The following is a 21,354-nucleotide window of genomic DNA, read 5'->3' as shown; positions in this document are numbered from 1 at the left end:
ACTCCTTTTCCGATGGCGGCCGCTACAATCAGCGTGATGCCGCGTTGCGGCACGCCGAGGCAATGTGCCGCGCAGGCGCTACGCTGATCGATGTTGGCGGGGAGTCCACGCGCCCTGGTGCGCGTGAAGTGTCCCCCACCGAAGAGCTGGAGCGTGTTGCGCCGGTTGTGGAGGCGATCGCGGCGGAGCTCGACGTGATCATCTCGGTGGACACCTCGACGCCCTCGGTCATGCGGGAAACCGCCCGGCTCGGTGCCGGACTGATCAATGACGTACGGTCGTTGCAGCGTGATGGTGCGTTGGACGCCGCAGCCGATACCGGCTTGCCCGTGTGCCTGATGCACATGCGCGGTGAGCCGACCACGATGCAGGACAACCCGGTCTATGCCGATGTGCTGGTCGAGGTGCGCGAGTTTCTGGCGGAACGGCTGGCGGCCTGTGCGGCGGTCGGTATCGCCGCCGAGCGGGTAGTGCTGGACCCGGGCTTTGGCTTCGCCAAGACGCTGGAGCACAATCTCAGTCTGTTCAAGCGCCTCGAGGCGCTGCATGAATTTGGAAGGCCGCTGCTGGTCGGCGTTTCGCGCAAGAGCATGATTGGCAAGGTGCTCGGTCATGAAGTGGGGGGGCGGCTGTATGGCAGCCTGGGGCTGGCGGCATTGGCCGCTGCCAAGGGTGCCCACATCCTGCGAGTCCATGATGTGGCGGAAACGGTCGACGTGGTGCGCATGATCGCCGCAGTTGAAGCGGCAGAGTAAACAAGAAGGAAGTGTCGGCTATGGGCAGAAAATATTTTGGTACCGATGGGATTCGTGGTCGCGTCGGTGAGTTTCCGATCACGCCGGACTTCATGCTCAAGCTCGGCTGGGCGGCCGGCATGGCGTTCCGCAAGCAGGGCAAGTGCCGCATCCTGATCGGCAAGGACACGCGCATCTCCGGGTACATGTTCGAATCGGCGCTGGAGGCCGGTCTTTCCGCTGCGGGGGCAGATGTCATGCTGCTCGGGCCGATGCCCACGCCGGCGATCGCCTACCTGACCCGTACGTTCCATGCTGAAGCCGGTATCGTCATCAGTGCGTCGCACAATCCGCACCATGACAACGGCATCAAGTTCTTCTCGGGGCAGGGCACCAAACTGCCCGACGAGATCGAGATGATGATCGAGGAGCTGCTCGATGCGCCGATGACGGTGGTCGAGTCGAGCCAGCTCGGCAAGGTGTCGCGCATCAATGATGCGGCGGGCCGCTATATCGAGTTCTGCAAGAGCAGTGTGCCCACCAGCACCAGCTTTGCGGGGCTGAAGATCGTCGTTGACTGCGCCCATGGTGCTGCCTACAAGGTTGCGCCCAGTGTGTTCCGAGAGCTGGGTGCCCAGGTTTCCGTGCTGTCGGCACAGCCGAACGGCCTGAACATCAACGATGCCTGTGGTTCGACCCATGTCGAGGCGCTGCAGGCCGAGGTCGTTGCCCAGCAGGCGGATATCGGTATCGCCTTTGACGGGGATGCCGACCGCGTGCTGATGGTCGACCACACCGGCACCCTGGTCGATGGCGATGAGCTGCTGTTCATCATCGCCCGGGACCTGCAGGAGCGTGGCAAGTTGCAGGGCGGGGTGGTCGGTACGCTGATGAGCAACCTCGGCCTCGAGCTGGGCCTGGCTGACCTGGGCATTCCCTTCGTGCGAGCCAAGGTCGGTGACCGCTACGTGATTGCAGAACTGCTGGCGCGTAACTGGCAGCTGGGCGGCGAGAACTCCGGTCACCTGGTGTGCTTCCAGCACACCACCACCGGTGATGCGATCATCGCTGCGCTGCAGGTGTTGCTGGCGCTGCGCCGTCGTGGGCAGAGCCTGGCCGAGACCCGGCAGGGCATGCGCAAGTGCCCCCAGGTGCTGGTCAACGTGCGTTTCGCCGGTGGTGCCGATCCGCTCGAGCACCCGGCCGTTCAGGAGGCCAGCGCACGCGTTACCGAGCAAATGGCGGGGCGTGGACGTGTCCTGCTCCGCAAATCAGGTACCGAGCCGCTGGTGCGGGTGATGGTGGAAGGCGACGATGAAGAGCAGGTTCTCAGCTATGCCAATGAATTGGCTAAGGTTGTTGCTGATGTATGTGCTTGATTCGGCTTGCCATGCCTGAAACGGTTGGGTAACATCTGCGCCCTCTTTGACCGACGAGGTAAAGCATGCGTCGCCCCTTGGTTGCTGGTAACTGGAAAATGCACGGTACCCGCGCCAGCGTCGCAGAGCTGACCAAAGGTCTTCGCCAGCAGGCTGTGCCAGCTGGCGTCGATGTCGCGGTCTTCCCCGTGTTGCTGCATGTGGCTGATGTGCTCGATGGCGTGTCAGGCGGTGTGGTGATGGTCGGGGCGCAGAATTGTGCAGTCGAGCCGGAGCAGGGCGCGCTGACGGGCGAAGTGGCGGCGACTCAGCTGCGCGATGCCGGTTGCAAGCTGGTTCTGGTTGGACACTCCGAGCGGCGTTCGTTGCTGCAGGAGTCGGATGAGGTGGTGGCGCGAAAGTTCGCTGCTGCGCAATCCGCAGGTTTGATTCCGGTGTTGTGCGTAGGGGAAACCCTTGCGCAGCGGGAAGCCGGTGAGACGCTCGCTGTGGTTGGGCGTCAATTGGCCAGTGTCATCGAGTCGCTGGGTGTCGATGTGTTTCGCCAGGCAGTGGTGGCTTACGAGCCGGTCTGGGCAATCGGTACCGGGCTGACGGCGTCGCCGGAGCAAGCGCAGCAGGTTCATGCGGCGATTCGTGCTCAGTTGGCGGCAGCCAGCGCTGATGTGGCTGAAGGTGTACGGATTCTATACGGCGGCAGCGTCAAGGCCGCCAATGCAGCCGAGTTGTTCGGCATGCCGGATATCGATGGGGGGCTTGTGGGTGGAGCCTCTCTGAATGCAGATGAGTTCGGTGCGATCTGTCGCGCCGCAGGAAACTGAAAAGATGCTCGAGACACTGGTAGTAGTTCTTCATCTGTTGGGCGCAATTGGTGTTGTCGTGCTGGTTTTGCTGCAGCAGGGCAAGGGCGCTGATGCGGGTGCGTCTTTTGGTTCGGGTGCTTCCGCTACCGTATTCGGTAGTCAAGGTTCCTCTACCTTTTTGAGTCGCACTACTGCTATACTCGCCGCCGGTTTTTTCATTACTAGCTTGGGCTTAGCGTTCTTTGCTAATGAAAAGGCTGATGCGCTGAGTAACGTTGGTCTGCCGGATCCGGCAGTGATTGAAGCGCAGCAGCAACCGGCGGTCGAAGACGTGCCGGTGCTCGAAGAGCAAAAAGCGCCAGCCGGTGATGCGGCTGACGTACCTCAGGCTCCAGAGCAGTAACAGGTAACACGCAACAAACGATTTTGCCGAGGTGGTGGAATTGGTAGACACGCTACCTTGAGGTGGTAGTGGCCATAGGCTGTAGGGGTTCGAGTCCCCTCCTCGGTACCAATTTACAAGCAAGCCCGCTCCATGCGGGCTTTCTTGTTGCTGGAGCTTTGGTTGACCCTAAAGGGGGATCGGCCGTATACTTCGGCCCCAGCTTTGACGCGGGGTGGAGCAGTCTGGTAGCTCGTCGGGCTCATAACCCGAAGGTCGTTGGTTCAAATCCAGCCCCCGCAACCAGTAGTCGCGGAGCCCCTTTTTCAGGGGCTTTTTGCTAGCTGGTGAACAGATTTGCCGACCTCTGGCAGAGGGCGGTTCATGGGATGGGCGTTTCGCCCATTTTTTATTTGCACAGCATGCGCGAGGGGTTCAGGTGTCGAGCAAGCTAGAACAGTTGCAGGCCTTGTTGGCCCCGATAGTCGAGGCGCTCGGCTATCAATGCTGGGGCATCGAGTTCCTGTCGCAGGGGCGTCATTCCCTCCTGCGCGTTTATATCGATCATGCCGATGGCATTCTCATTGATGATTGCGAGAAGGTCAGCCGGCAGATCAGCGGTGTTCTCGATGTCGAGGACCCGATCAGTGCGGAGTACACCCTGGAGGTGTCCTCACCCGGTATGGATCGGCCGCTGTTCACCCTGGAACAGTTTGCCAATCATGCTGGCGAGCAAGTGAAGATCAAGCTGCGTTCGCCCTTCGAAGGGCGGCGTAACTTTCAAGGCCTCCTCCGCGGTGTGGAGGAAGAGGACGTGGTCGTGCAGGTGGATAACCACGAGTTCCTGTTGCCGATCGATATGATCGACAAGGCCAATATCATCCCCCGATTTGATTGATACGCGGATCCCGCGGGGTACGCGGATTGCGTGGATCCAAATGGATTGCGAAAGGCGAGGCGTACGATGAGCAAAGAAGTACTGCTGGTTGTTGAGTCGGTATCCAATGAAAAGGGTGTACCGGCCGGTGTGATTTTCGAAGCGCTGGAGCTGGCTCTGGCCACCGCGACGAAGAAGCGTTTCGAGGACGAGGTCGATCTGCGCGTGTCGATCAACCGTGTCACCGGCAATTATGAAACCTTCCGTCGCTGGACGATTGTCGAAGACGCCGATTTTGAAGATCCGGCTCACCAGTTGACCGTCGACATGCCACAGGCGATGGAAGCCAAGGCCAAGCTCGGTGACGTGCTGGAAGAGAAGATCGAGTCCATCGAGTTCGGTCGTATCGCCGCGCAGACCGCCAAGCAGGTCATCGTGCAGAAAGTCCGTGAAGCCGAGCGCGCCCAGGTGGTCGAGGCTTACCGTGAGCGTCTGGGCGAGATCATCTCCGGCACGGTGAAAAAGGTTACCCGTGACAACGTGATCGTTGACCTGGGCAACAACGCCGAGGCCCTGCTGGCCCGCGAAGACATCATCTCCCGCGAAACTTTCCGTGTCGGTGCCCGCGTGCGTGCGCTGCTCAAGGAAATTCGCACCGAGAACCGCGGCCCGCAGCTGATCCTGTCGCGCACCGCGCCGGAAATGCTGATCGAGCTGTTCCGCATCGAAGTGCCGGAAATCGCCGAGGAACTGATCGAAGTCATGGCGGCCTCCCGTGACCCGGGTTCGCGCGCCAAGATCGCCGTCCGCTCCAAGGACAAGCGTATCGACCCGCAGGGTGCCTGCATCGGCATGCGCGGTTCGCGCGTGCAGGCGGTATCCGGCGAGCTGGTCGGTGAGCGCGTGGACATCGTGCTGTGGGATGACAACCCGGCGCAGTTCGTGATCAACGCCATGTCGCCTGCTGAAGTCGCCGCGATCATCGTCGACGAAGATGCCCATGCCATGGACATCGCCGTTGGCGAAGACAACCTGGCCCAGGCCATCGGCCGTGGCGGTCAGAACGTGCGACTGGCCAGCCAGCTGACCGGCTGGACCCTGAACGTGATGACCGAGGCGGACATCCAGGCCAAGCAACAGGCCGAGACCGGCGACATCCTGCAGCGTTTCATCGACGAGCTGGAAGTCGACGAAGAGCTGGCCCAGGTGCTGGTCGAGGAAGGCTTCACCAGCCTGGAAGAGATCGCCTACGTACCGATGGAAGAGATGCTGAGCATCGACGGCTTCGATGAAGAAATCGTCAATGAGCTGCGTTCGCGGGCAAAAGATCGCCTGCTGACCAAGGCCATCGCTACTGAAGAAAAACTGGCAGACGCCCACCCGGCCGATGACCTGCTCTCCCTCGAGGGCATGGACAAAGGTCTGGCACAGGAACTGGCAGTACGCGGTGTGGTTACCCGCGAAGACCTGGCCGAGCAGTCGATCGACGACCTGCTCGACATCGACGGCATCGACGAAGAGCGTGCCGGCAAGCTGATCATGGCCGCCCGAGCCCACTGGTTCGAGTAAGTTTTACGGCCTGAGGAGAGAAGTGCATGACGCAAGTCACGGTGAAAGAACTGGCCCAAGTGGTCGACACACCGGTAGAGCGCCTGCTGCAGCAGATGCGTGAGGCGGGTTTGCCGCACAGCAGTGCCGAGCAAGTTGTCACCGACAATGAGAAGCAAGCCCTGCTTGCCCATCTCAAGAGCAGTCACGGCGATAAGGTCGAAGAGCCGCGCAAGATCACCTTGCAGCGCAAGACGACCAGCACCCTGCGGGTAGCCGGCAGCAAGACCATCAGCGTTGAAGTGCGCAAGAAGAAGACCTTCGTCAAGCGCAGCAACGAAGAGATCGAAGCCGAGAAGCAGCGCGAGCTGGAAGAGCAGCGCGCCGCGGCGGAAGCCGCACGCCTGAAAGCCGAGGAAGAGGCCAAGCGCCGCGCCGAGGAAGACGCCAAGCGTCAGGCTGCCGCTACTGCCTCCGTCCAGGAGCCTGTTGCCGAGGCGCCCGCTGTCGAAGCGGTCGCTGACGTGCCTGCGGCCGCTCCGGTTGCTGAAGAGCGCAAGAAGGACGAGCCGCGCCGTGCCGACAAGGTTCGCAGCGACGACGCCGATCGCCGTGGCGAGCGCAAAGTCACTCAGCACCGCCCGAGCGTCAAGGAGAAGGCTCCGGCCCCCCGTGTCGCGCCGCGTACCCTGGACGAAGAGAGCGATGGCTTCCGTCGCGGTGGCCGTGGCAAGTCCAAGCTGAAGAAGCGTAACCAGCATGGCTTCCAGAGCCCGACTGGCCCGATCGTGCGTGAAGTGAAGATCGGCGAGACCATCACCGTGGGCGACCTCGCCCAGCAGATGTCGGTCAAGGCTGCTGAAATCATCAAGTTCATGTTCAAGCTGGGCACCCCGGCCACCATCAACCAGGTTCTGGACCAGGAAACTGCCCAGCTGGTTGCCGAGGAACTGGGCCACAAGGTCACCCTGGTCAGCGACACCGCCCTGGAAGACTCCCTGGCCGAATCGCTGAAGTTCGAAGGCGAGACCTTCGCCCGTGCGCCGGTCGTGACCGTAATGGGCCACGTTGACCACGGTAAGACCTCGCTGCTCGACTATATCCGTCGCGCCAAGGTGGCCTCCGGCGAAGCCGGTGGTATCACCCAGCACATCGGTGCCTACCACGTGGAAACCGAGCGTGGCATGGTCACCTTCCTCGACACCCCTGGCCACGCCGCGTTTACCGCAATGCGTGCCCGTGGTGCCAAGGCGACCGACATCGTCATCCTCGTGGTGGCAGCGGACGACGGCGTGATGCCGCAGACCCAGGAAGCCGTGCAGCATGCGAAAGCTGCTGGCGTGCCGATCGTGGTCGCGGTGAACAAGATCGACAAGCCGGACGCCAACCCGGACAACATCAAGAACGGCCTGGCCGCGCTGGATGTGATCCCGGAAGAGTGGGGCGGCGATGCGCCGTTCGTGCATGTGTCGGCGAAGATGGGTACCGGCGTCGACGAACTGCTTGAAGCCGTTCTGCTGCAGGCTGAAGTCCTGGAACTGAAAGCCACCCCGTCGGCCCCTGGCCGTGGTGTGGTGGTCGAGTCCCGTCTGGACAAGGGCCGTGGCCCGGTCGCTACCGTGCTGGTACAGGACGGTACGCTGCGTCAGGGCGACATGGTGCTGGTCGGCGTCAACTATGGCCGCGTGCGCGCCATGCTCGACGAGAACGGCAAGCCGATCAAGGAAGCGGGTCCGTCGATCCCGGTCGAGATCCTCGGCCTGGACGGTACACCGGACGCCGGTGACGACATGACGGTGGTTGCCGACGAGAAGAAGGCGCGCGAAGTCGCCCTGTTCCGTCAAGGCAAGTTCCGCGAAGTCAAACTGGCCCGCGCCCATGCTGGCAAGCTGGAAAACATCTTCGAAAACATGGGCCAGGAAGAGAAGAAGACGCTCAACATCGTCCTCAAATCCGACGTCCGTGGCTCGCTCGAAGCGCTGCAAGGCTCGCTCAGCGGCCTGGGTAACGACGAAGTGCAAGTGCGCGTCGTCGGTGGCGGTGTCGGTGGTATCACCGAATCCGACGCCAACCTGGCGCTGGCGTCGAACGCCGTACTGTTCGGCTTCAACGTGCGTGCCGATGCCGGTGCTCGCAAGATCGTCGAGGCCGAAGGCCTGGACATGCGTTACTACAACGTGATTTACGACATCATCGAAGACGTCAAGAAAGCCCTGACCGGCATGCTCGGCAGCGATGTTCGTGAGAACATCCTGGGTATCGCCGAAGTGCGTGACGTGTTCCGTTCGCCGAAGTTCGGCGCGGTCGCCGGTTGCATGGTGGTCGAAGGTGTCGTGCACCGTAACCGTCCGATTCGCGTACTGCGCGAAGACGTGGTGATCTTCGAAGGCGAACTGGAATCCCTGCGCCGCTTCAAGGACGACATGTCCGAGGTGCGTGCCGGCATGGAATGCGGTATCGGCGTGAAGAGCTACAACGACGTCAAGGTCGGCGACAAGATCGAAGTGTTCGAGAAAGTCCAGGTGGCTCGCAGCCTGTAAGCGCGAGTTGCAACATGCAACGCCCGGCCTCGCTTTGCGCGGCCGGGCGTTTGCCGCTTTTGGGTCCGCTGCTTTTTCAGCGGCAGCGTGACGAGTGAAGGTAGATATGGCCAAAGAATATAGCCGTGCCCAGCGCATCGGCGATCAGATGCAGCGAGAGCTGGCGCAATTGATCCGTCTGGAAGTCAAGGACCCGCGTCTGGGCGGCCTGGTGACCGTGACCGCGGTCAACGTCAGCCGTGACGCGAGCCATGCCCGGGTCTTCGTCACCGTGATGGGGCTTGAGGAGCAGGAAGGCGTCGACGGTATTGCCCAGAGCATCAAGGTGCTCAACGACGCGTCGGGTTTCCTGCGCATGCAGCTGGGCAAGGCCATGAAGCTGCGTAGCGTGCCGAACCTGCGCTTCTGCTACGACGAGAGCGTTCAGCGCGGCGCCCATCTGTCCGCCCTGATCGACCGAGCGATGACCGAAGACCGTCAGCACGGCGATACGGATGCTGATCCTGAGGCCAAGGAGTAACACGCGTGGCCCAGGTGAAACGTATTCGTCGCAAGGTCGATGGCATCATCCTGCTCGACAAGCCGCGCGGCTTCAGCTCCAACGCGGCGTTGCAGAAGGTGCGCTGGCTGCTCAACGCCGAGAAGGCCGGGCACACCGGTAGCCTTGATCCGCTGGCCACCGGCGTTCTGCCGCTGTGCTTCGGCGAGGCCACCAAGTTTTCCCAGTACCTGCTCGATGCCGACAAAGGCTACGAGACCCTGATGCAGCTTGGCGTCACGACCACCACCGCCGATGCGGAAGGTGAAGTGCTCGAACAGCGTCCGGTGACCGTTGGTCGTGCCGATATCGAAGCGCTGCTGCCACGTTTTCGTGGGGAAATCAGTCAGATACCTCCGATGTACTCGGCGCTCAAGCGCGACGGCCAGCCACTTTACAAGCTGGCACGCGCTGGGGAAGTAGTGGAGCGCGAGGCGCGTTCTGTTACTATTGCGCGCTTGGAATTGCTGGCCTGCGAAGGCGAGCAGGCGCGCCTGGCGGTCGATTGCAGCAAAGGCACCTATATTCGGACCCTGGTGGAGGATATCGGTCAGCTTCTCGGCTGTGGCGCGCATGTCGCGGAACTGCGCAGAACCAAGGCCGGTCCGTTCGGCCTGGTGCAGACGGTGACGCTGGAAGAACTCGAGCAAGCGCACGCCGACGGCGGCAACGAAGCGCTCGATCGCTTCCTGCTACCGGTGGACAGCGGCCTGGAAGACTGGCCCCTGTTGCAGTTCTCCGAGCACAGTTCGTTCTACTGGCTGCAAGGGCAGCCGGTGCGTAGCCCCGAAGCGCCAGCGTTTGGCATGGTTCGGGTGCAGGATCACACCGGTCGCTTCATCGGTATCGGTGAAGTGAGCGATGACGGGCGCATTGCGCCGCGTCGACTGATTCGGTCGGTATGACCGTAGCGGGCCGCCGGGCACTCAGGTGTTCGACGGTCTGTACCGAGGGTGGCTGTTAATAGGCACGGTCATTCCTCATCTTAAAAACACGGGAAGCGATTCCCGGCCTATTGGAGCGGTTGCTTCGGCAGCGGTTTCCTAACTGAGAGGATGCCCACATGGCACTCAGCGTTGAAGAAAAAGCCCAGATCGTTAACGACTACAAGCAAGCTGAAGGCGACACCGGTAGCCCGGAAGTGCAAGTTGCACTGCTGTCCGCCAACATCAACAAGCTGCAAGGTCACTTCAAGGCCAACGGTAAAGACCACCACTCGCGTCGTGGCCTGATCCGTATGGTTAACCAGCGTCGTAAGCTGCTGGATTACCTGAAGGGCAAGGACACCAGTCGTTACAGCGCCCTGATCGGTCGCCTGGGTCTGCGTCGCTAAGCAATGCTTGCACGTAGCTGAATGCCGAAGCTGGAAGTGGGGCCTGCCCCGCTTCCAGCTTTTGCGTTTCTGTACCGTGCTTTTTGGACGGAACCGGGTCCGATTCCCGTAGCCGCCCGCGAATTCTGCAAGACACGATTTCCCCAAGGGCAACAAAGAGAAGGAAAACACCGTGAACCCGGTAATCAAGAAGTTCCAGTTCGGTCAATCGACCGTTACCCTCGAGACAGGCCGTATCGCCCGTCAAGCCTCCGGCGCTGTGCTGGTCACCGTTGATGACGACGTGGCCGTACTGGTTGCCGTCACCGGCGCCAAGACTGCCGACCCGAGCAAAGGCTTTTTCCCGCTGTCCGTGCACTACCAAGAAAAAACCTACGCAGCCGGCAAGATCCCTGGCGGTTTCTTCAAGCGTGAAGCGCGTCCTTCCGAGAAAGAGACCCTGACCTCGCGCCTGATCGACCGTCCGATCCGTCCGCTGTTCCCGGAAGGTTTCCAGAACGAAGTGCAGGTCATCTGCACCGTGATCTCCACCAGCAAGAAGACCGATCCGGACATCGCTGCGATGATCGGTACCTCGGCGGCCCTGGCCATCTCGGGTATCCCGTTCAACGGCCCGATCGGTGCCGCGCGCGTTGCCTTCCACCCGGAAACCGGCTACCTGCTGAACCCGACCTACGAGCAGCTCAAGGCCTCCAGCCTGGACATGGTCGTAGCCGGCACCAAAGACGCCGTCCTGATGGTTGAATCGGAAGCCAAAGAGCTGACCGAAGACCAGATGCTGGGCGCCGTGCTGTTCGCCCACGATGAATTCCAGGCCGTCATCCAGGCCGTCACCGAGCTGGCCGCCGAAGCGGGCAAGCCGCGTTGGGACTGGCAGGCTCCTGCTGCCAACACCGCGCTGCTGAGCGCTATCCGTAGCGAGTTCGGCGAAGCGATCTCCCAGGCTTACACCATCACCATCAAGCAGGACCGCTACGCGCGCCTGGGCGAGCTGAAAGACCAGGTCGTCGCCAAGTTCTCCGGCGAAGAAGGCCAGCCGTCCGCTGGTGAAGTCAAAGACGCCTTCGGCGAAATAGAATACCGCACCGTGCGCGAGAACATCGTCAACGGCAAGCCGCGTATCGACGGCCGTGACACCCGCACCGTGCGTGGCCTGAACATCGAAGTCGGTGTTCTGGACAAGACCCACGGTTCGGCACTGTTCACCCGTGGCGAAACCCAGGCCCTGGTCGTTGCCACCCTCGGCACCGCCCGTGACGCGCAACTGCTCGACACCCTGGAAGGCGAGAAGAAAGACCCCTTCATGCTGCACTACAACTTCCCGCCGTACTCGGTGGGCGAGTGTGGCCGCATGGGCGCCACCGGCCGCCGCGAAATCGGTCACGGTCGCCTGGCCCGTCGTTCGGTTCAAGCGATGCTGCCAGCCGCTGACGTGTTCCCGTACACCATCCGCGTTGTGTCGGAAATCACCGAGTCCAACGGTTCGTCCTCGATGGCTTCCGTGTGCGGTGCCTCCCTGGCCCTGATGGACGCTGGCGTGCCGATGAAGGCACCGGTTGCCGGTATCGCCATGGGTCTGGTGAAGGAAGGCGAGAAGTTCGCCGTTCTGACCGACATCCTGGGTGACGAAGACCACCTGGGCGACATGGACTTCAAGGTTGCCGGTACCGCTCAAGGCGTTACCGCACTGCAGATGGACATCAAGATCCAGGGCATCACCGAAGAAATCATGGAAATCGCCTTGGGCCAGGCCCTGGAAGCGCGCCTGAATATCCTCGGCCAGATGAATCAGGTCATTGCTCAGTCCCGTAGCGAACTGTCGGCCAACGCACCGACCATGATCGCGATGAAGATCGACCAGGACAAGATTCGCGACGTCATCGGCAAGGGCGGTGCAACCATCCGCGCCATCTGCGAAGAAACCAAGGCCTCGATCGATATCGAAGACGACGGTTCGATCAAGATCTTCGGCGAAACCAAGGAAGCTGCAGAAGCTGCGCGTCAGCGCGTTCTGGGCATCACCGCGGAAGCCGAAGTCGGCAAGATCTACGTCGGCAAGGTCGAGCGCATCGTGGACTTCGGTGCCTTCGTCAACATCCTGCCGGGCAAGGACGGTCTGGTGCACATCTCGATGCTCAGCGATGCACGCGTCGAGAAAGTCACCGACATCCTGAAAGAAGGCCAGGAAGTCGAAGTGCTGGTACTGGACGTGGACAACCGCGGCCGTATCAAACTGTCGATCAAGGACGTGGCGGCTGCCAAGGCGTCGGGCGTTTAATCGTCTACACGCGTCACGTTGAGAAAGAGGGCCCCTTGCGGGCCCTCTTTTTTTGCCCGGACAATAGCGCCCGTCGCCCCGGCTCTCATCAGGAATTCCGCACGCATGGACAAGACCCTCTGCCGCTATCACCCGGCGCAACCTGCCACCTGGCAGTGTCCTTCGTGCCAGCACGCCTACGGCGACTGCTGCATCCCGTTGAACGCCGATGCGCCCGACGACGCCCCCCGTTGCCCCCTGTGCGTCGGGCAACTGCATTTTCTCGGCGCGGCGAACACCGCCCAGCCGTTCTGGGAGCGCATCCCCAGCTTCTTCACCTACGCCCTGCAGGGCGGGCCGCTGGCCTTCGCTGGCATCCTGGCCCTGGCGGGCCTGTTCATGCCGCGCATGATCATTCTCTGGATCATCCTGTTCAGCGTGGCCACCAAGTACTTCCACAGCGTGATCGAGGCCAGCAGCCAGGCCGTGAAGGAAGCGCCCAGCCTGGCCAGCGCCTTCACCACCGAAGGGCTCAGCCTGTTCTTCAAGCAACTGGCGGTGTTTCTGATCGCCTTCGCCGCACTCTGGCTGGCCGCGGACTTCAACAGCGAGGCGATCTACTGGGCGGTCAACATCGGCCTGCTGCTGGTCATGCCCGCCAGCATCATCCGCCTGGCGCTGGACAAGGAGCTCGGTGCGGCACTCAGCCCCGACCAGGTCGGGCAGGTGATCACCGCCATGGGCTGGCGTTACCTGATTCTCTGCGGCTTCCTGTTCATCCTCTGGCAGTCGCCGGGCTGGGTGACCTACATGCTCTCCAGCGGCTTGCCGCGGGTGGTGCTGGTGCCGATCGCGACCTTCTTGTTCGCCTATTTCGGCGTGGTCATGTGCGCCATGATGGGCTATGCGGTGTTCCAGTATCAGGGGCCGTTGGGTTATGTGATTGCCGATGATGACAGTGGCCAGGCCAGCTACCCGGCCCCCGAGTTCCTGCGCCGTCGCGCCCTGGCCGAGGCGGAGATCCGCCTGAAGGAGGGCCAGAGTGCCCAGGCCCTGGAAACGCTGACCGTGGCACTGGAGCGCGACCCCAACGACCTCAAGCTCAACGAGCGTTTTCACCAGTTGCTCTATGGCCTCAATGCCCGCGAGCGCTGCCTGCGCCACCTGGACCATTACCTGCCGCTGGCCACACGGCTCAACCCGGCCCAGGCGGCCCAGGCGCTGCTCAATGCCCGGCAGCTGAAGGCGGATTACCTGCCGGACGATCCGCTGGTCTGCGAACGCCTGGCCGATGCGCTGCTGCAGCGCCACAAGACCCGCGAAGGGCTGAGTCTGCTGCGTAACCTGCACCAGCGTTTCCCCGACTACCCGCACATCCCCCGGGCCTACCTGCTGGCGGCGCGTGGCTTTGCCGAGGGGCTCGGGCAGGTGGAGCCGGCGCAGAAGCTGCTGGCCTTCATTCGGGCCCGTTACCCGCAGTCGCCCCTGCTCGCGGAGGTGGCATCTTTGGAAAATACCCTGGAGAAGCTGGTCGAGCGCGGATGACGGCCGCAGGCATCGTGCAATTTGCCCGAGCGAAACGGGCCGAGCATGCAGGCTGCACGAAAAAAGAGAAAATGCAGTTTATGTAAGTGATTGATAAATAAAGATAAAATATTGTTTTTCGGGTTGGCACAGCGCTTGCGATGTTATGGGTGAACCTGCAGCCTGGAACGGCATGCAGATTGTCTGGAACGTACAGGAGTCGATACCCATGAAACAGCCAATCAACAAGTTCGCCTTTGCCGCCGTCGCTGCCACTGCCCTGAGCCTGTCGGTAGCCGGTACCGCGTTTGCCGATAGCCGTGACGCTGTGGCGCCCACCATGCTGGCCGCCAACACCATGGACAAGGCAGAGGAAGCGGTATCCGATACCTGGATCACCAGCAAAGTGAAATCCAGCTTCATCGCCGACGACAGCCTGAGCGGCCTGGATATCAAGGTCGAGACCAACAAAGGCGTCGTGGCGCTGTCCGGCGTCGTAGCCAGCGAAGCCGAGCGTGACCTGGCCATCGCCAAGGCCAAGGAAATCAAAGGTGTTACCGCTGTGTCCGCCGATGGCCTGAAAGCCGCCGACTGACCCACGCTGCCCGGGGCCTGGATGGCCCCCGGTAACCGCCACCCCACCCTCACGAGGAGGACAGGCACATGAATTCCGACATCATCAAAGGCAAATGGAAGCAGCTCAACGGCCGTATCAAGGAACGTTGGGGCAACCTGACCGATGACGACGTGGACGTCGCCGAAGGACACAGCGAGTACCTCGCTGGCCGCCTGCAGGAGCGCTATGGCTGGACCAAGGAAAAGGCCCAACAGGAACTACGCGACTTCAGCGACAAGCTGTAAGCGCCCAGCTCCCCCAGAAGCCCCCGCCCAGCGGGGGCTTCTTCGTTTGTGCCGTTCTCTTTTCTAGCGCAGGTGCTGCCGGAGCAGGTTCAGTTGCTGGGTCTGTTCGGCGTCGGGGTAGTGGCCGTCGAGGAACTGGCCCAGCTCGGCGATGCCACGCAGGTCCTGCTGGCGGTTCAATTGCTTGGCCAGTTGCAGGGTCAGGGTGGGCAGGGCGGTTGGTCGTTGTCCACTGTCCTTCAGGCGCCGCCAGGCCCCCAGGGCCAGGGCGCCTTCGCCGGTGCGCACCAGGTGGGTGAGCAGGTGCAACTGAATGGCGGGGTGCTGCAGCAGGCGCCGCCCGGCGCCCGGGGTGCCGCTGTCGGTGGCAAGGCGCTTGAGTAGCCCGGTGTGCCCGGCGTTGGCGGGCAGGCTGAACAACTGCTTCAGCACGGCGCTGAGCAAGGGTTTGTCCTGGCGCGTCACTGCCAGCGGGTAGAGGCGCTCAAGCAGCGGCAGTTGCTGCGGGTAACGCGTCAGCATGTCCAGGCCCCGGCTGGAGGCCTGATCCAGGGAGAAGCTGCCGATCAACTGATCGAGGCCTTGCAGCTCGCGCTTGAAGGGCCCCAGCGGGTCCTCCTTGTTGAGGTAGGCCTCGTCGACCTTCAGCGTACCGATGGCCTTGGGCAGCCAGGTGGCGCCGAAACCGGCGATCAATCCACCCAGGTGGGCGTAATAGTTGACGTTGTCGTCGGCCAGCAGCAGGCCGTACAGCTCCTTGCCCGCCCACACCGGCAGGATCCACAGCGCCGGTGCGCGGAAGTAGCCGAACAGCGGGCCGAGCCAGTAGAAGAAGTTGATGCGCCGCAGGCCGTACACGCCGAGGTACATGCCCATCAGCCCGGAGATGGCCCCTGAGGCGCCCACGCCGGTGATCCAGCCCGGGTCCATGATCCACCACAGCAGGTGCGAGGCGACGCCGCTCAGCAGGTACAGGCCCAGGTACAACCAGCGGCCGAGGGCGATTTCCAGGGCGAAGCCGAAGATGAACAGGAACACCATGTTGCCCAGCAGGTGGCCGAAGTCACCGTGCAGGAACATGGCGCCGAACAGCCCCTCGAAAGTGAAACGCTTGGGAATGAAGCCGAAGCGCATGCTGCTGAGCTGGTCGCGGGCGGCTTCGGCCTTCTGGCGCGCCGCCTGCCACTCGGCATCGGCCAGGTAGTCGGGGTTGTGGTGCAGGCGGTTCTCGAACTCAAGGTCGTACAGCACCAGGCGCGCCAGGTCGGTGCGGCGCATGGCTTCGACCTGGCGCTGCGTGTCGGCATCCAGTTCCCGGCGTTCGGCGAAGGCCGGGATGAACAGCGCCCGTTCGCGGTTGAGCAGGCCACCGTCCAGGTAGGTCTGGATGGCGTGCGCCTCGCGCTCGCTGTCGCCGCCCTGGTAACCGAAGTACACCAGCATGTTGAGCAGGATCAGCAGCAGGGTCACGATTGGCGGTTTTTTCCAATCGAGCGGGTGTTCGGCAGGAATGATCAGCATGTCGCGGGCCGCCTGTGGTCAGGCGCGCCGCACGGGAGCGAGAGGGGGTGGCGCATCGGTGGCTTCCTTGTCCAGCCTGGTCAGAACGCGCTGACCCTACCACCGGGGCCGGGCTTTGTCAGCGCCCGCGTTTGCTGGTGATGCGAACCAGGCGATTCCCTTCGAAGCGCAGGAAGTGATACATGCCGTTGCGTGGGCCGTAGCTCCATTCCTCGACCTCCACTTCGGTGTGAAACCCGTAGTAATCCACCACCTCGCGGTAGCCGAGAAAATCCTGGCTGATGGGCGTGCCGCATTTGGCGAGCACTTCCTGGGTGTCGTCGCCATGGCTGATCAGGGCGCTGCCGCAGCGCAGGGTGGACGCCTGGGCGGTGGCGGCCAGCAGCATCAGCAGGAGCAGGGAAAAGGCTTTCACAGAGGGCATGTCCGGGACGGGGTGAGCATCAGGCTACCGCGGGCGAGCGGGCTTGTCAGCGGTTGCGGCGGCGTTCGATGCGGGTCAGGCGGTTGCCCTCGAAGGTCAGGATGCTGAGCATGCCGCTGGTGGGGCCGTAGACCCATTCCTCGACCTTGTACTCGCGCCGTTCATAGCTGCCCAGGGTGTAGCCCACCAGGTCGCGGTACTCGGGGGCGCCGCACTTCTTCTCGACCTCGAAGGCGCGGTCGCCGATGCTGACCAGCTGGCTGCCGCAGCGCATCGTGTCGGCCTGGGCGAGGCTGGTGCAGCACAGGGCAAGTAGCAGGCAGGCAATACGCATCGATGACTCCGGTTATTCGCTGTCGAGGTGCAGGGGCGTGGCGACCTTGCCGTCTTCCTGGGCTTCGCCCAGGCTGGCGTCCAGCAGGTACACGCGCTCGGCGGGCAGACCGCCGCGGTCCACCAGGTAGGCCTTGATGCTCGCCGCCCGGGCCTGGCCCAGCTGGCGCTGCAGCACCTGGCTCTGGGCCCAGGACTGGACCACCGCATCGCGCATGCGCGTGGTGCGTTCTTCGTCGTCCAGTTCCTTCCATTCCGCTGGCGGCTGCTGCTTCAGGCGAGCGCGGTAGATGCCCTCCAGCAGCACCGCTTTCTCGTCTTCCGGCACCTGCAACTGGCTGGCTTCTGCCGGGACGGTGTCGCCGCGGCGCTGGAGGATCTTGTAGAAGGTGCTCTGGTATTCGCGCTCCAGGCGCTGCTCGCCCAGAGGCGGGCCGTCGCTGCTCAGGGCGCTCATGCCTTCGACTTCCAGGCGCAGTGTCGGGCGCTCGCCGAGGGCCTTGGCCAGAGTATCGAGCACGGCCTGGGCGTCGCCATCGAGTTCGGCGCTGCCAGGGGCGAAGGGCACGTTGCTCAGGTCCATGTCGCTGCCGCCGCTGACCAGGCCGCCGATGAACTTGAAGGGCGCCTGGGCCGCGCGCAACACCAGGTTGCGCAGGGTCTGCCAGACGATCGGCATCACGCTGAATTCCGGGTTGTTGAGGTCGCCCTGCACCGGCAGCTCCAGGGCAATCCTGCCTTCGGTGTCCTTGAGCAGGGCCACCGCCAGGCGTACCGGCAGGTCCACGGCGTTCGGGCTGTCGACTTTCTCGCCCAGCTGCAGTTGCTCGACCACCACCTTGTTCTCGGCATTGAGCTGGCCGTTGTTGATGCGGTAGTGCAGGTCCAGGTTGAGCCGGCCCTTGCGAATGCGGTAGCCGGCGAACTTGCCCGAGTAGGGGGTGAGGGTGGTCAGCTCGACCTGCTTGAACTGGGTGGCAATGTCCAGGCTTTCCAGCGGATTGAAGGGGTTGAGGCTGCCCTTGATGCTGACCGGGGCATAGCGGTCGACCTTGCCCGCGACGCTGACGGTGGCCGGTTTCGGCTCACGGTTGTCGAGGGTGCCGATCTGCCCGTTGAGCTGCTGGATGGCCGTGGCGAAGTTGGGGGTCAGGCTGAAGTCTGCGAAGTTGGCCGAGCCGTCACGGATGTCCACACCGCCGATGTGGATGCCCAGCGGCTTGCCGGCAGGCGCTGCCGGTTCGTTGGACGCGGGCTGGGCGATGACCAGTTCGCTGGCGTTGGTGCTCAGGTCTTCGTTGATGATGAAGCGCGCATAGGGCTGCTCCAGGCGGACCTTGTCGATGCTCAGGCGGTCGCCGTGGATGTAGCTCAGGCCGTCGAGGTCGAGCTGCTTCCAGCGCACGAAATCCCGCTCCTTGATGGTGTCGAGGGTGTGCAGCTGGTTGACCGTGGCCTTGCCCTTGACGCTGAACGCCAGCGGCTCGGTGCTGGTCAGGTCGACGTCCAGGTCGCTGGCCAGCAGGCCGCTGCGCAGTTCGATGCGCACGAACGGGCTGAGGTAGGCCTGGGCCACGCGCAGGTCGATGTTCTGGGTGATGACGTTCAGGCGGGCGGTGGTCGGTGTCAGTTGCACCTGGCCTTCGGCCTGCAGCTTGCCCTGTTTGCCCAGGCCGGTGTCCAGCTTGAGGGTGAAAGGGGAGGTGCCCAGGCTGTCGAGGTCCTGCAGGTCGAGGTTCAGGGGGCCGAGTTCCAGCTCGACGTCCTGCTCAGGTACCCGGTCGGCGAGGTGCGCACGGTAATCGCGCAGCTGCACGTCGCGCAGCAGCACCTGCCAGGGCTTGGCAGCCGGTTGCTCGTTGCTGCCTGTGCTCGGTGCGCTGGGCGGTGCATCGGCCTCGGTTGCGGCCTGAGTATCATTGGCATGAGCAGGAGCAGGAGCAGGAGCAGGAGCAGGAGCAGGAGCAGGAGCAGAGGTCGGAGCCGGCGCGGCGGCTTGGCCGGCGAAGAGCTTCTGCCAGTCCAGCTGGCCATCGGCCTCACGGGCGGCCCAGGCTTCCAGTTGCTGGCTGCGGACCTTGCCGATCACCACCTGTTGCTTGGCCAGGTCGAGGCTGGTTTCGCTGACTTCCAGGTTCGCCAGGCGCACCAGCGGTCGGCCATCGGGTGCGTTGATGGCGAACGGGGCGACCTTGATCCGGGTGTTGTCCAGGCGCAGCTCGGTGCCTTCGGACAGGTCCAGCTGGTAGGTGGTGGCGAGGTCGATCAGGCCTTCTTCCAGGACCAGCGGCACGGCATCGCGCACATAGGGCCAGAAGCTCTTCATCTGCCCTTCGCTGATCGTCAGTTCGCCGCTGGAACGGATCGGCACCAGGCTGATGTTGCCGCTCCAGTCGATGCGCCCGCCGTTGGGGCCGGTGGCCACCAGGGTCATGTCGGCCTTGTCGTCCGGCAGCGTGCTGAGGTTGTGCAGCTCGAAGCTGAGGTCGTCGTAGAGCAGCTCCATCGGCTCGCTCGGGCGCAGGTCCTGGAAGTGCAGGTTGCCGCCGCTCAGCTGGATGCGGTCGATGCGCAGGGGAAACGGGTCGCCCGAAGGTTCATCGGCAGGCGGCTCGGGGTTCGGCGGTAGGGCGAACAGTTGGGTCAGGTTGAGGGTGCCGTCTTTGGCGAAGTGCACCTCGGTGTGCGGCGTGTCCAGTTCGACGGTGGCCAGGTGCAGGGCACCGCTCCACAGGCTGTCGATCTGCAGGTCGGTGTGCAGGCGCTCGAAGGCCACCTGGGGCGCGTCCGGCTCACCGATACGCAGGCCCCAGAGCGTCAGCTCCAGGGTGAAGGGGTTGAACTGCAGGCGGTGCAGGCTGGCCGGCTGGGTCGCGTATTGCGCCAGCTGCTGGTTGGCGATGCGCAGGCCGACGCCGGGCAGAATCAGGAAGCCCAGCAGGCTGTACAGGGCAACGGCGATCAGCAGAGCGCCAGCGGTGCGTTTCAATCCTTTGGACATGGCAAGACGTCATCTTTCCTGACGAGAAGTGCCTTGGAGTATGGCATGCGCAAGCAGTTCCGCCGTATGGGGGCGGTTCATGTTTTACGCACGCCAGCGTCGCCCTGGCCGCTCAGGAACGCCCTAGAACTGCAGGATCAGGGTCTTCAGCGGCGGGTTGCCATCGAGCGAGGGGAAGTCCGCCGCCGGCGGCAGCACCTGGCAGTCGCGCACCGGGCGACCGAGCTTGCTGGCGCAGCGCAGCACCTGTTCGCGCCAGTCCTCCAGCGCCACCTTCGCCAGGTTGTTGCAGCAGATCAGGACACCGTCTTCGGCCGTGGCCAGGATCGCTGGCTTGAGCAGGCTCTGGTAGTCGCGCAGCAGGTCGACCGTGCCGAACGCGCTCTTGGCCCAGGCGGGCGGGTCGAGCAGCACCAGGTCGAACTGGCGCTGTTCCAGGCGCGGGTAGCTCGGCAGCTTGTGGCCGCGGCGCTGGGCGATGGGCAGGCCGGCCCACTGACGGATCGCCGGAAAGTAGTCGGACTGGATGAACTGCATCGGTGGCAGCTCGGGGTTGAGTGCACCGTTCTCGCGGCCGACCGCCAGGTTGCCTTCGGCGAAGTCCAGGTTGACCACCTCACGGGCGCCGCCGGCTGCCGCGCAGAGGCCCACGCCACAGGTGTAGGCGAACAGGTTGAGCACGCGCTTGCCGGCACTGTGCGCCTTGACCCAGCCCCGGGCATTGCGCAGGTCGAGGAACAGCAGCGGGTCCTGCCCGGCATGGCGGCCGCGCACGCGGTAGGTCAGTCCCCACTCGTGGCCGGTGAGGTCGGCCAGGGCCTGCTCGTCGGCCTGGTACACCGGGTCGCGGCGATCAATGCGCGAGTTGCCCTGGGAGCGGTCGTTGTAGACCAGCAGGCTGTCGACGCCGAGCCGCTCGTTGACCAGCTGGTGCAGGGCGAGCAGGGCGTCCCGCTCCAGGCTGGTGTGGAAACTCTGCACCAGCAACTGCGGGCCGTAGCGGTCGACGGTCAGCCCGCCGGCACCTTCCTGGCTGCCGTGGAACAGGCGGTAGCAATCGGTGCCTTGCTGGTGCAGATCGGCCAGCAGGGGCTGGCGAGAATCAAGGGCGGCGCGCAGCGCCTGGTCGAGAGAGGGCATGCACGGCGACTCGAAAAAGGAGGGCGGCAGTTTATCAAGAAAAAGGCCGGTTCCCAGGAACCGGCAGGTACTTATCGCTGCTACTGATCAGGAGCGCTCTCGGCCAGCAGGCGGAGTGGATGATGCTTCACCCATCCGCCCCTTGCTGCTTCTGGTGGA

19 protein-coding genes and 2 tRNA genes are annotated in these 21,354 nt (G+C 63.3%); 16 read left to right on the top strand and 5 right to left on the bottom strand.

What is annotated here, in order from left to right; all coding sequences use genetic code 11:
• The 16 genes from folP to N5C28_RS21880 form a co-directional block, all read left to right on the top strand.
• Window positions 1–755: dihydropteroate synthase (folP, locus tag N5C28_RS21955; protein ID WP_279825480.1), on the top strand; the 755-nt coding region annotated here is incomplete at its 5' end.
• A gap of 20 nt (window positions 756–775) precedes the next feature.
• Window positions 776–2,113, top strand: a complete 1,338-nt coding sequence (glmM, locus tag N5C28_RS21950; RefSeq protein ID WP_279825479.1) for a phosphoglucosamine mutase — start codon at window positions 776–778, stop codon at window positions 2,111–2,113.
• Between the two features lie 65 nt (window positions 2,114–2,178).
• A complete protein-coding gene (tpiA, locus tag N5C28_RS21945) occupies window positions 2,179–2,934 on the top strand; it encodes a triose-phosphate isomerase (protein ID WP_279825478.1) in 756 nt (251 codons plus the stop codon).
• A gap of 4 nt (window positions 2,935–2,938) precedes the next feature.
• Window positions 2,939–3,319, top strand: coding sequence for a preprotein translocase subunit SecG (gene secG, locus N5C28_RS21940; RefSeq protein WP_279825477.1), 381 nt, complete (start codon window positions 2,939–2,941; stop codon window positions 3,317–3,319).
• 25 nt (window positions 3,320–3,344) lie between these two features.
• Window positions 3,345–3,430 (top strand) — tRNA-Leu (locus N5C28_RS21935).
• Between the two features lie 97 nt (window positions 3,431–3,527).
• Window positions 3,528–3,604: transfer RNA gene (locus N5C28_RS21930), tRNA-Met, on the top strand.
• 133 nt (window positions 3,605–3,737) lie between these two features.
• Entirely contained in the window at window positions 3,738–4,196 is a 459-nt protein-coding gene (gene rimP / locus N5C28_RS21925; RefSeq protein WP_279825476.1) for a ribosome maturation factor RimP, read from the top strand.
• Window positions 4,197–4,262: 66 nt separating this feature from the next.
• Window positions 4,263–5,744 carry a transcription termination factor NusA gene (gene nusA, locus N5C28_RS21920; RefSeq protein WP_279825475.1) on the top strand — a complete coding sequence of 494 codons (1,482 nt, stop codon included), beginning with the start codon at window positions 4,263–4,265 and terminating at the stop codon, window positions 5,742–5,744.
• 26 nt (window positions 5,745–5,770) lie between these two features.
• Window positions 5,771–8,263, top strand: a complete 2,493-nt coding sequence (gene infB / locus N5C28_RS21915) for a translation initiation factor IF-2 (protein ID WP_279825474.1) — start codon at window positions 5,771–5,773, stop codon at window positions 8,261–8,263.
• 106 nt (window positions 8,264–8,369) lie between these two features.
• Entirely contained in the window at window positions 8,370–8,783 is a 414-nt protein-coding gene (gene rbfA / locus N5C28_RS21910; protein WP_279825473.1) for a 30S ribosome-binding factor RbfA, read from the top strand.
• Between the two features lie 5 nt (window positions 8,784–8,788).
• Window positions 8,789–9,706, top strand: a complete 918-nt coding sequence (truB, locus tag N5C28_RS21905) for a tRNA pseudouridine(55) synthase TruB (RefSeq protein WP_279825471.1) — start codon at window positions 8,789–8,791, stop codon at window positions 9,704–9,706.
• Window positions 9,707–9,864: 158 nt separating this feature from the next.
• Window positions 9,865–10,134: a 30S ribosomal protein S15 gene (gene rpsO, locus N5C28_RS21900; RefSeq protein ID WP_042554902.1), complete on the top strand. Its 270-nt coding sequence runs from the start codon at window positions 9,865–9,867 to the stop codon at window positions 10,132–10,134.
• A gap of 172 nt (window positions 10,135–10,306) precedes the next feature.
• Window positions 10,307–12,412 carry a polyribonucleotide nucleotidyltransferase gene (gene pnp, locus N5C28_RS21895; protein WP_279825469.1) on the top strand — a complete coding sequence of 702 codons (2,106 nt, stop codon included), beginning with the start codon at window positions 10,307–10,309 and terminating at the stop codon, window positions 12,410–12,412.
• Window positions 12,413–12,517: 105 nt separating this feature from the next.
• The gene (locus N5C28_RS21890; RefSeq protein ID WP_279825467.1) at window positions 12,518–13,936 is read left to right on the top strand and encodes a hypothetical protein; all 1,419 of its coding nucleotides are present in this window, start codon (window positions 12,518–12,520) and stop codon (window positions 13,934–13,936) included.
• 208 nt (window positions 13,937–14,144) lie between these two features.
• Window positions 14,145–14,510 carry a BON domain-containing protein gene (locus N5C28_RS21885; RefSeq protein WP_279825466.1) on the top strand — a complete coding sequence of 122 codons (366 nt, stop codon included), beginning with the start codon at window positions 14,145–14,147 and terminating at the stop codon, window positions 14,508–14,510.
• 68 nt (window positions 14,511–14,578) lie between these two features.
• Window positions 14,579–14,776 carry a CsbD family protein gene (locus tag N5C28_RS21880; protein WP_279825465.1) on the top strand — a complete coding sequence of 66 codons (198 nt, stop codon included), beginning with the start codon at window positions 14,579–14,581 and terminating at the stop codon, window positions 14,774–14,776.
• 63 nt (window positions 14,777–14,839) lie between these two features.
• Here N5C28_RS21880 and N5C28_RS21875 read toward each other — a convergent pair whose 3' ends face one another.
• The 5 genes from N5C28_RS21875 to N5C28_RS21855 form a co-directional block, all read right to left on the bottom strand.
• On the bottom strand, window positions 14,840–16,297 hold the full coding sequence (locus N5C28_RS21875; RefSeq protein WP_279825464.1) for a rhomboid family intramembrane serine protease: 1,458 nt from the start codon (window positions 16,295–16,297) through the stop codon (window positions 14,840–14,842).
• 118 nt (window positions 16,298–16,415) lie between these two features.
• Window positions 16,416–16,721: a DUF2845 domain-containing protein gene (locus N5C28_RS21870; RefSeq protein ID WP_279825463.1), complete on the bottom strand. Its 306-nt coding sequence runs from the start codon at window positions 16,719–16,721 to the stop codon at window positions 16,416–16,418.
• A gap of 46 nt (window positions 16,722–16,767) precedes the next feature.
• Entirely contained in the window at window positions 16,768–17,055 is a 288-nt protein-coding gene (locus N5C28_RS21865; protein ID WP_279825462.1) for a DUF2845 domain-containing protein, read from the bottom strand.
• Window positions 17,056–17,067: 12 nt separating this feature from the next.
• Complete coding sequence (locus N5C28_RS21860) at window positions 17,068–20,055, bottom strand: DUF748 domain-containing protein (RefSeq protein WP_279825460.1); 2,988 nt, start codon at window positions 20,053–20,055, stop codon at window positions 17,068–17,070.
• Window positions 20,056–20,178: 123 nt separating this feature from the next.
• On the bottom strand, window positions 20,179–21,195 hold the full coding sequence (locus N5C28_RS21855) for a class I SAM-dependent methyltransferase (protein WP_279825459.1): 1,017 nt from the start codon (window positions 21,193–21,195) through the stop codon (window positions 20,179–20,181).
• Window positions 21,196–21,354 lie beyond the last annotated feature (159 nt).

Origin of the sequence: Pseudomonas sp. GD03944 (assembly GCF_029839275.1) — a bacterium.
Taxonomy (GTDB): domain Bacteria; phylum Pseudomonadota; class Gammaproteobacteria; order Pseudomonadales; family Pseudomonadaceae; genus Aquipseudomonas.
Note: the sequence above shows the minus strand (reverse complement) of the source record. Positions and strands in the feature narration are given on the sequence as shown.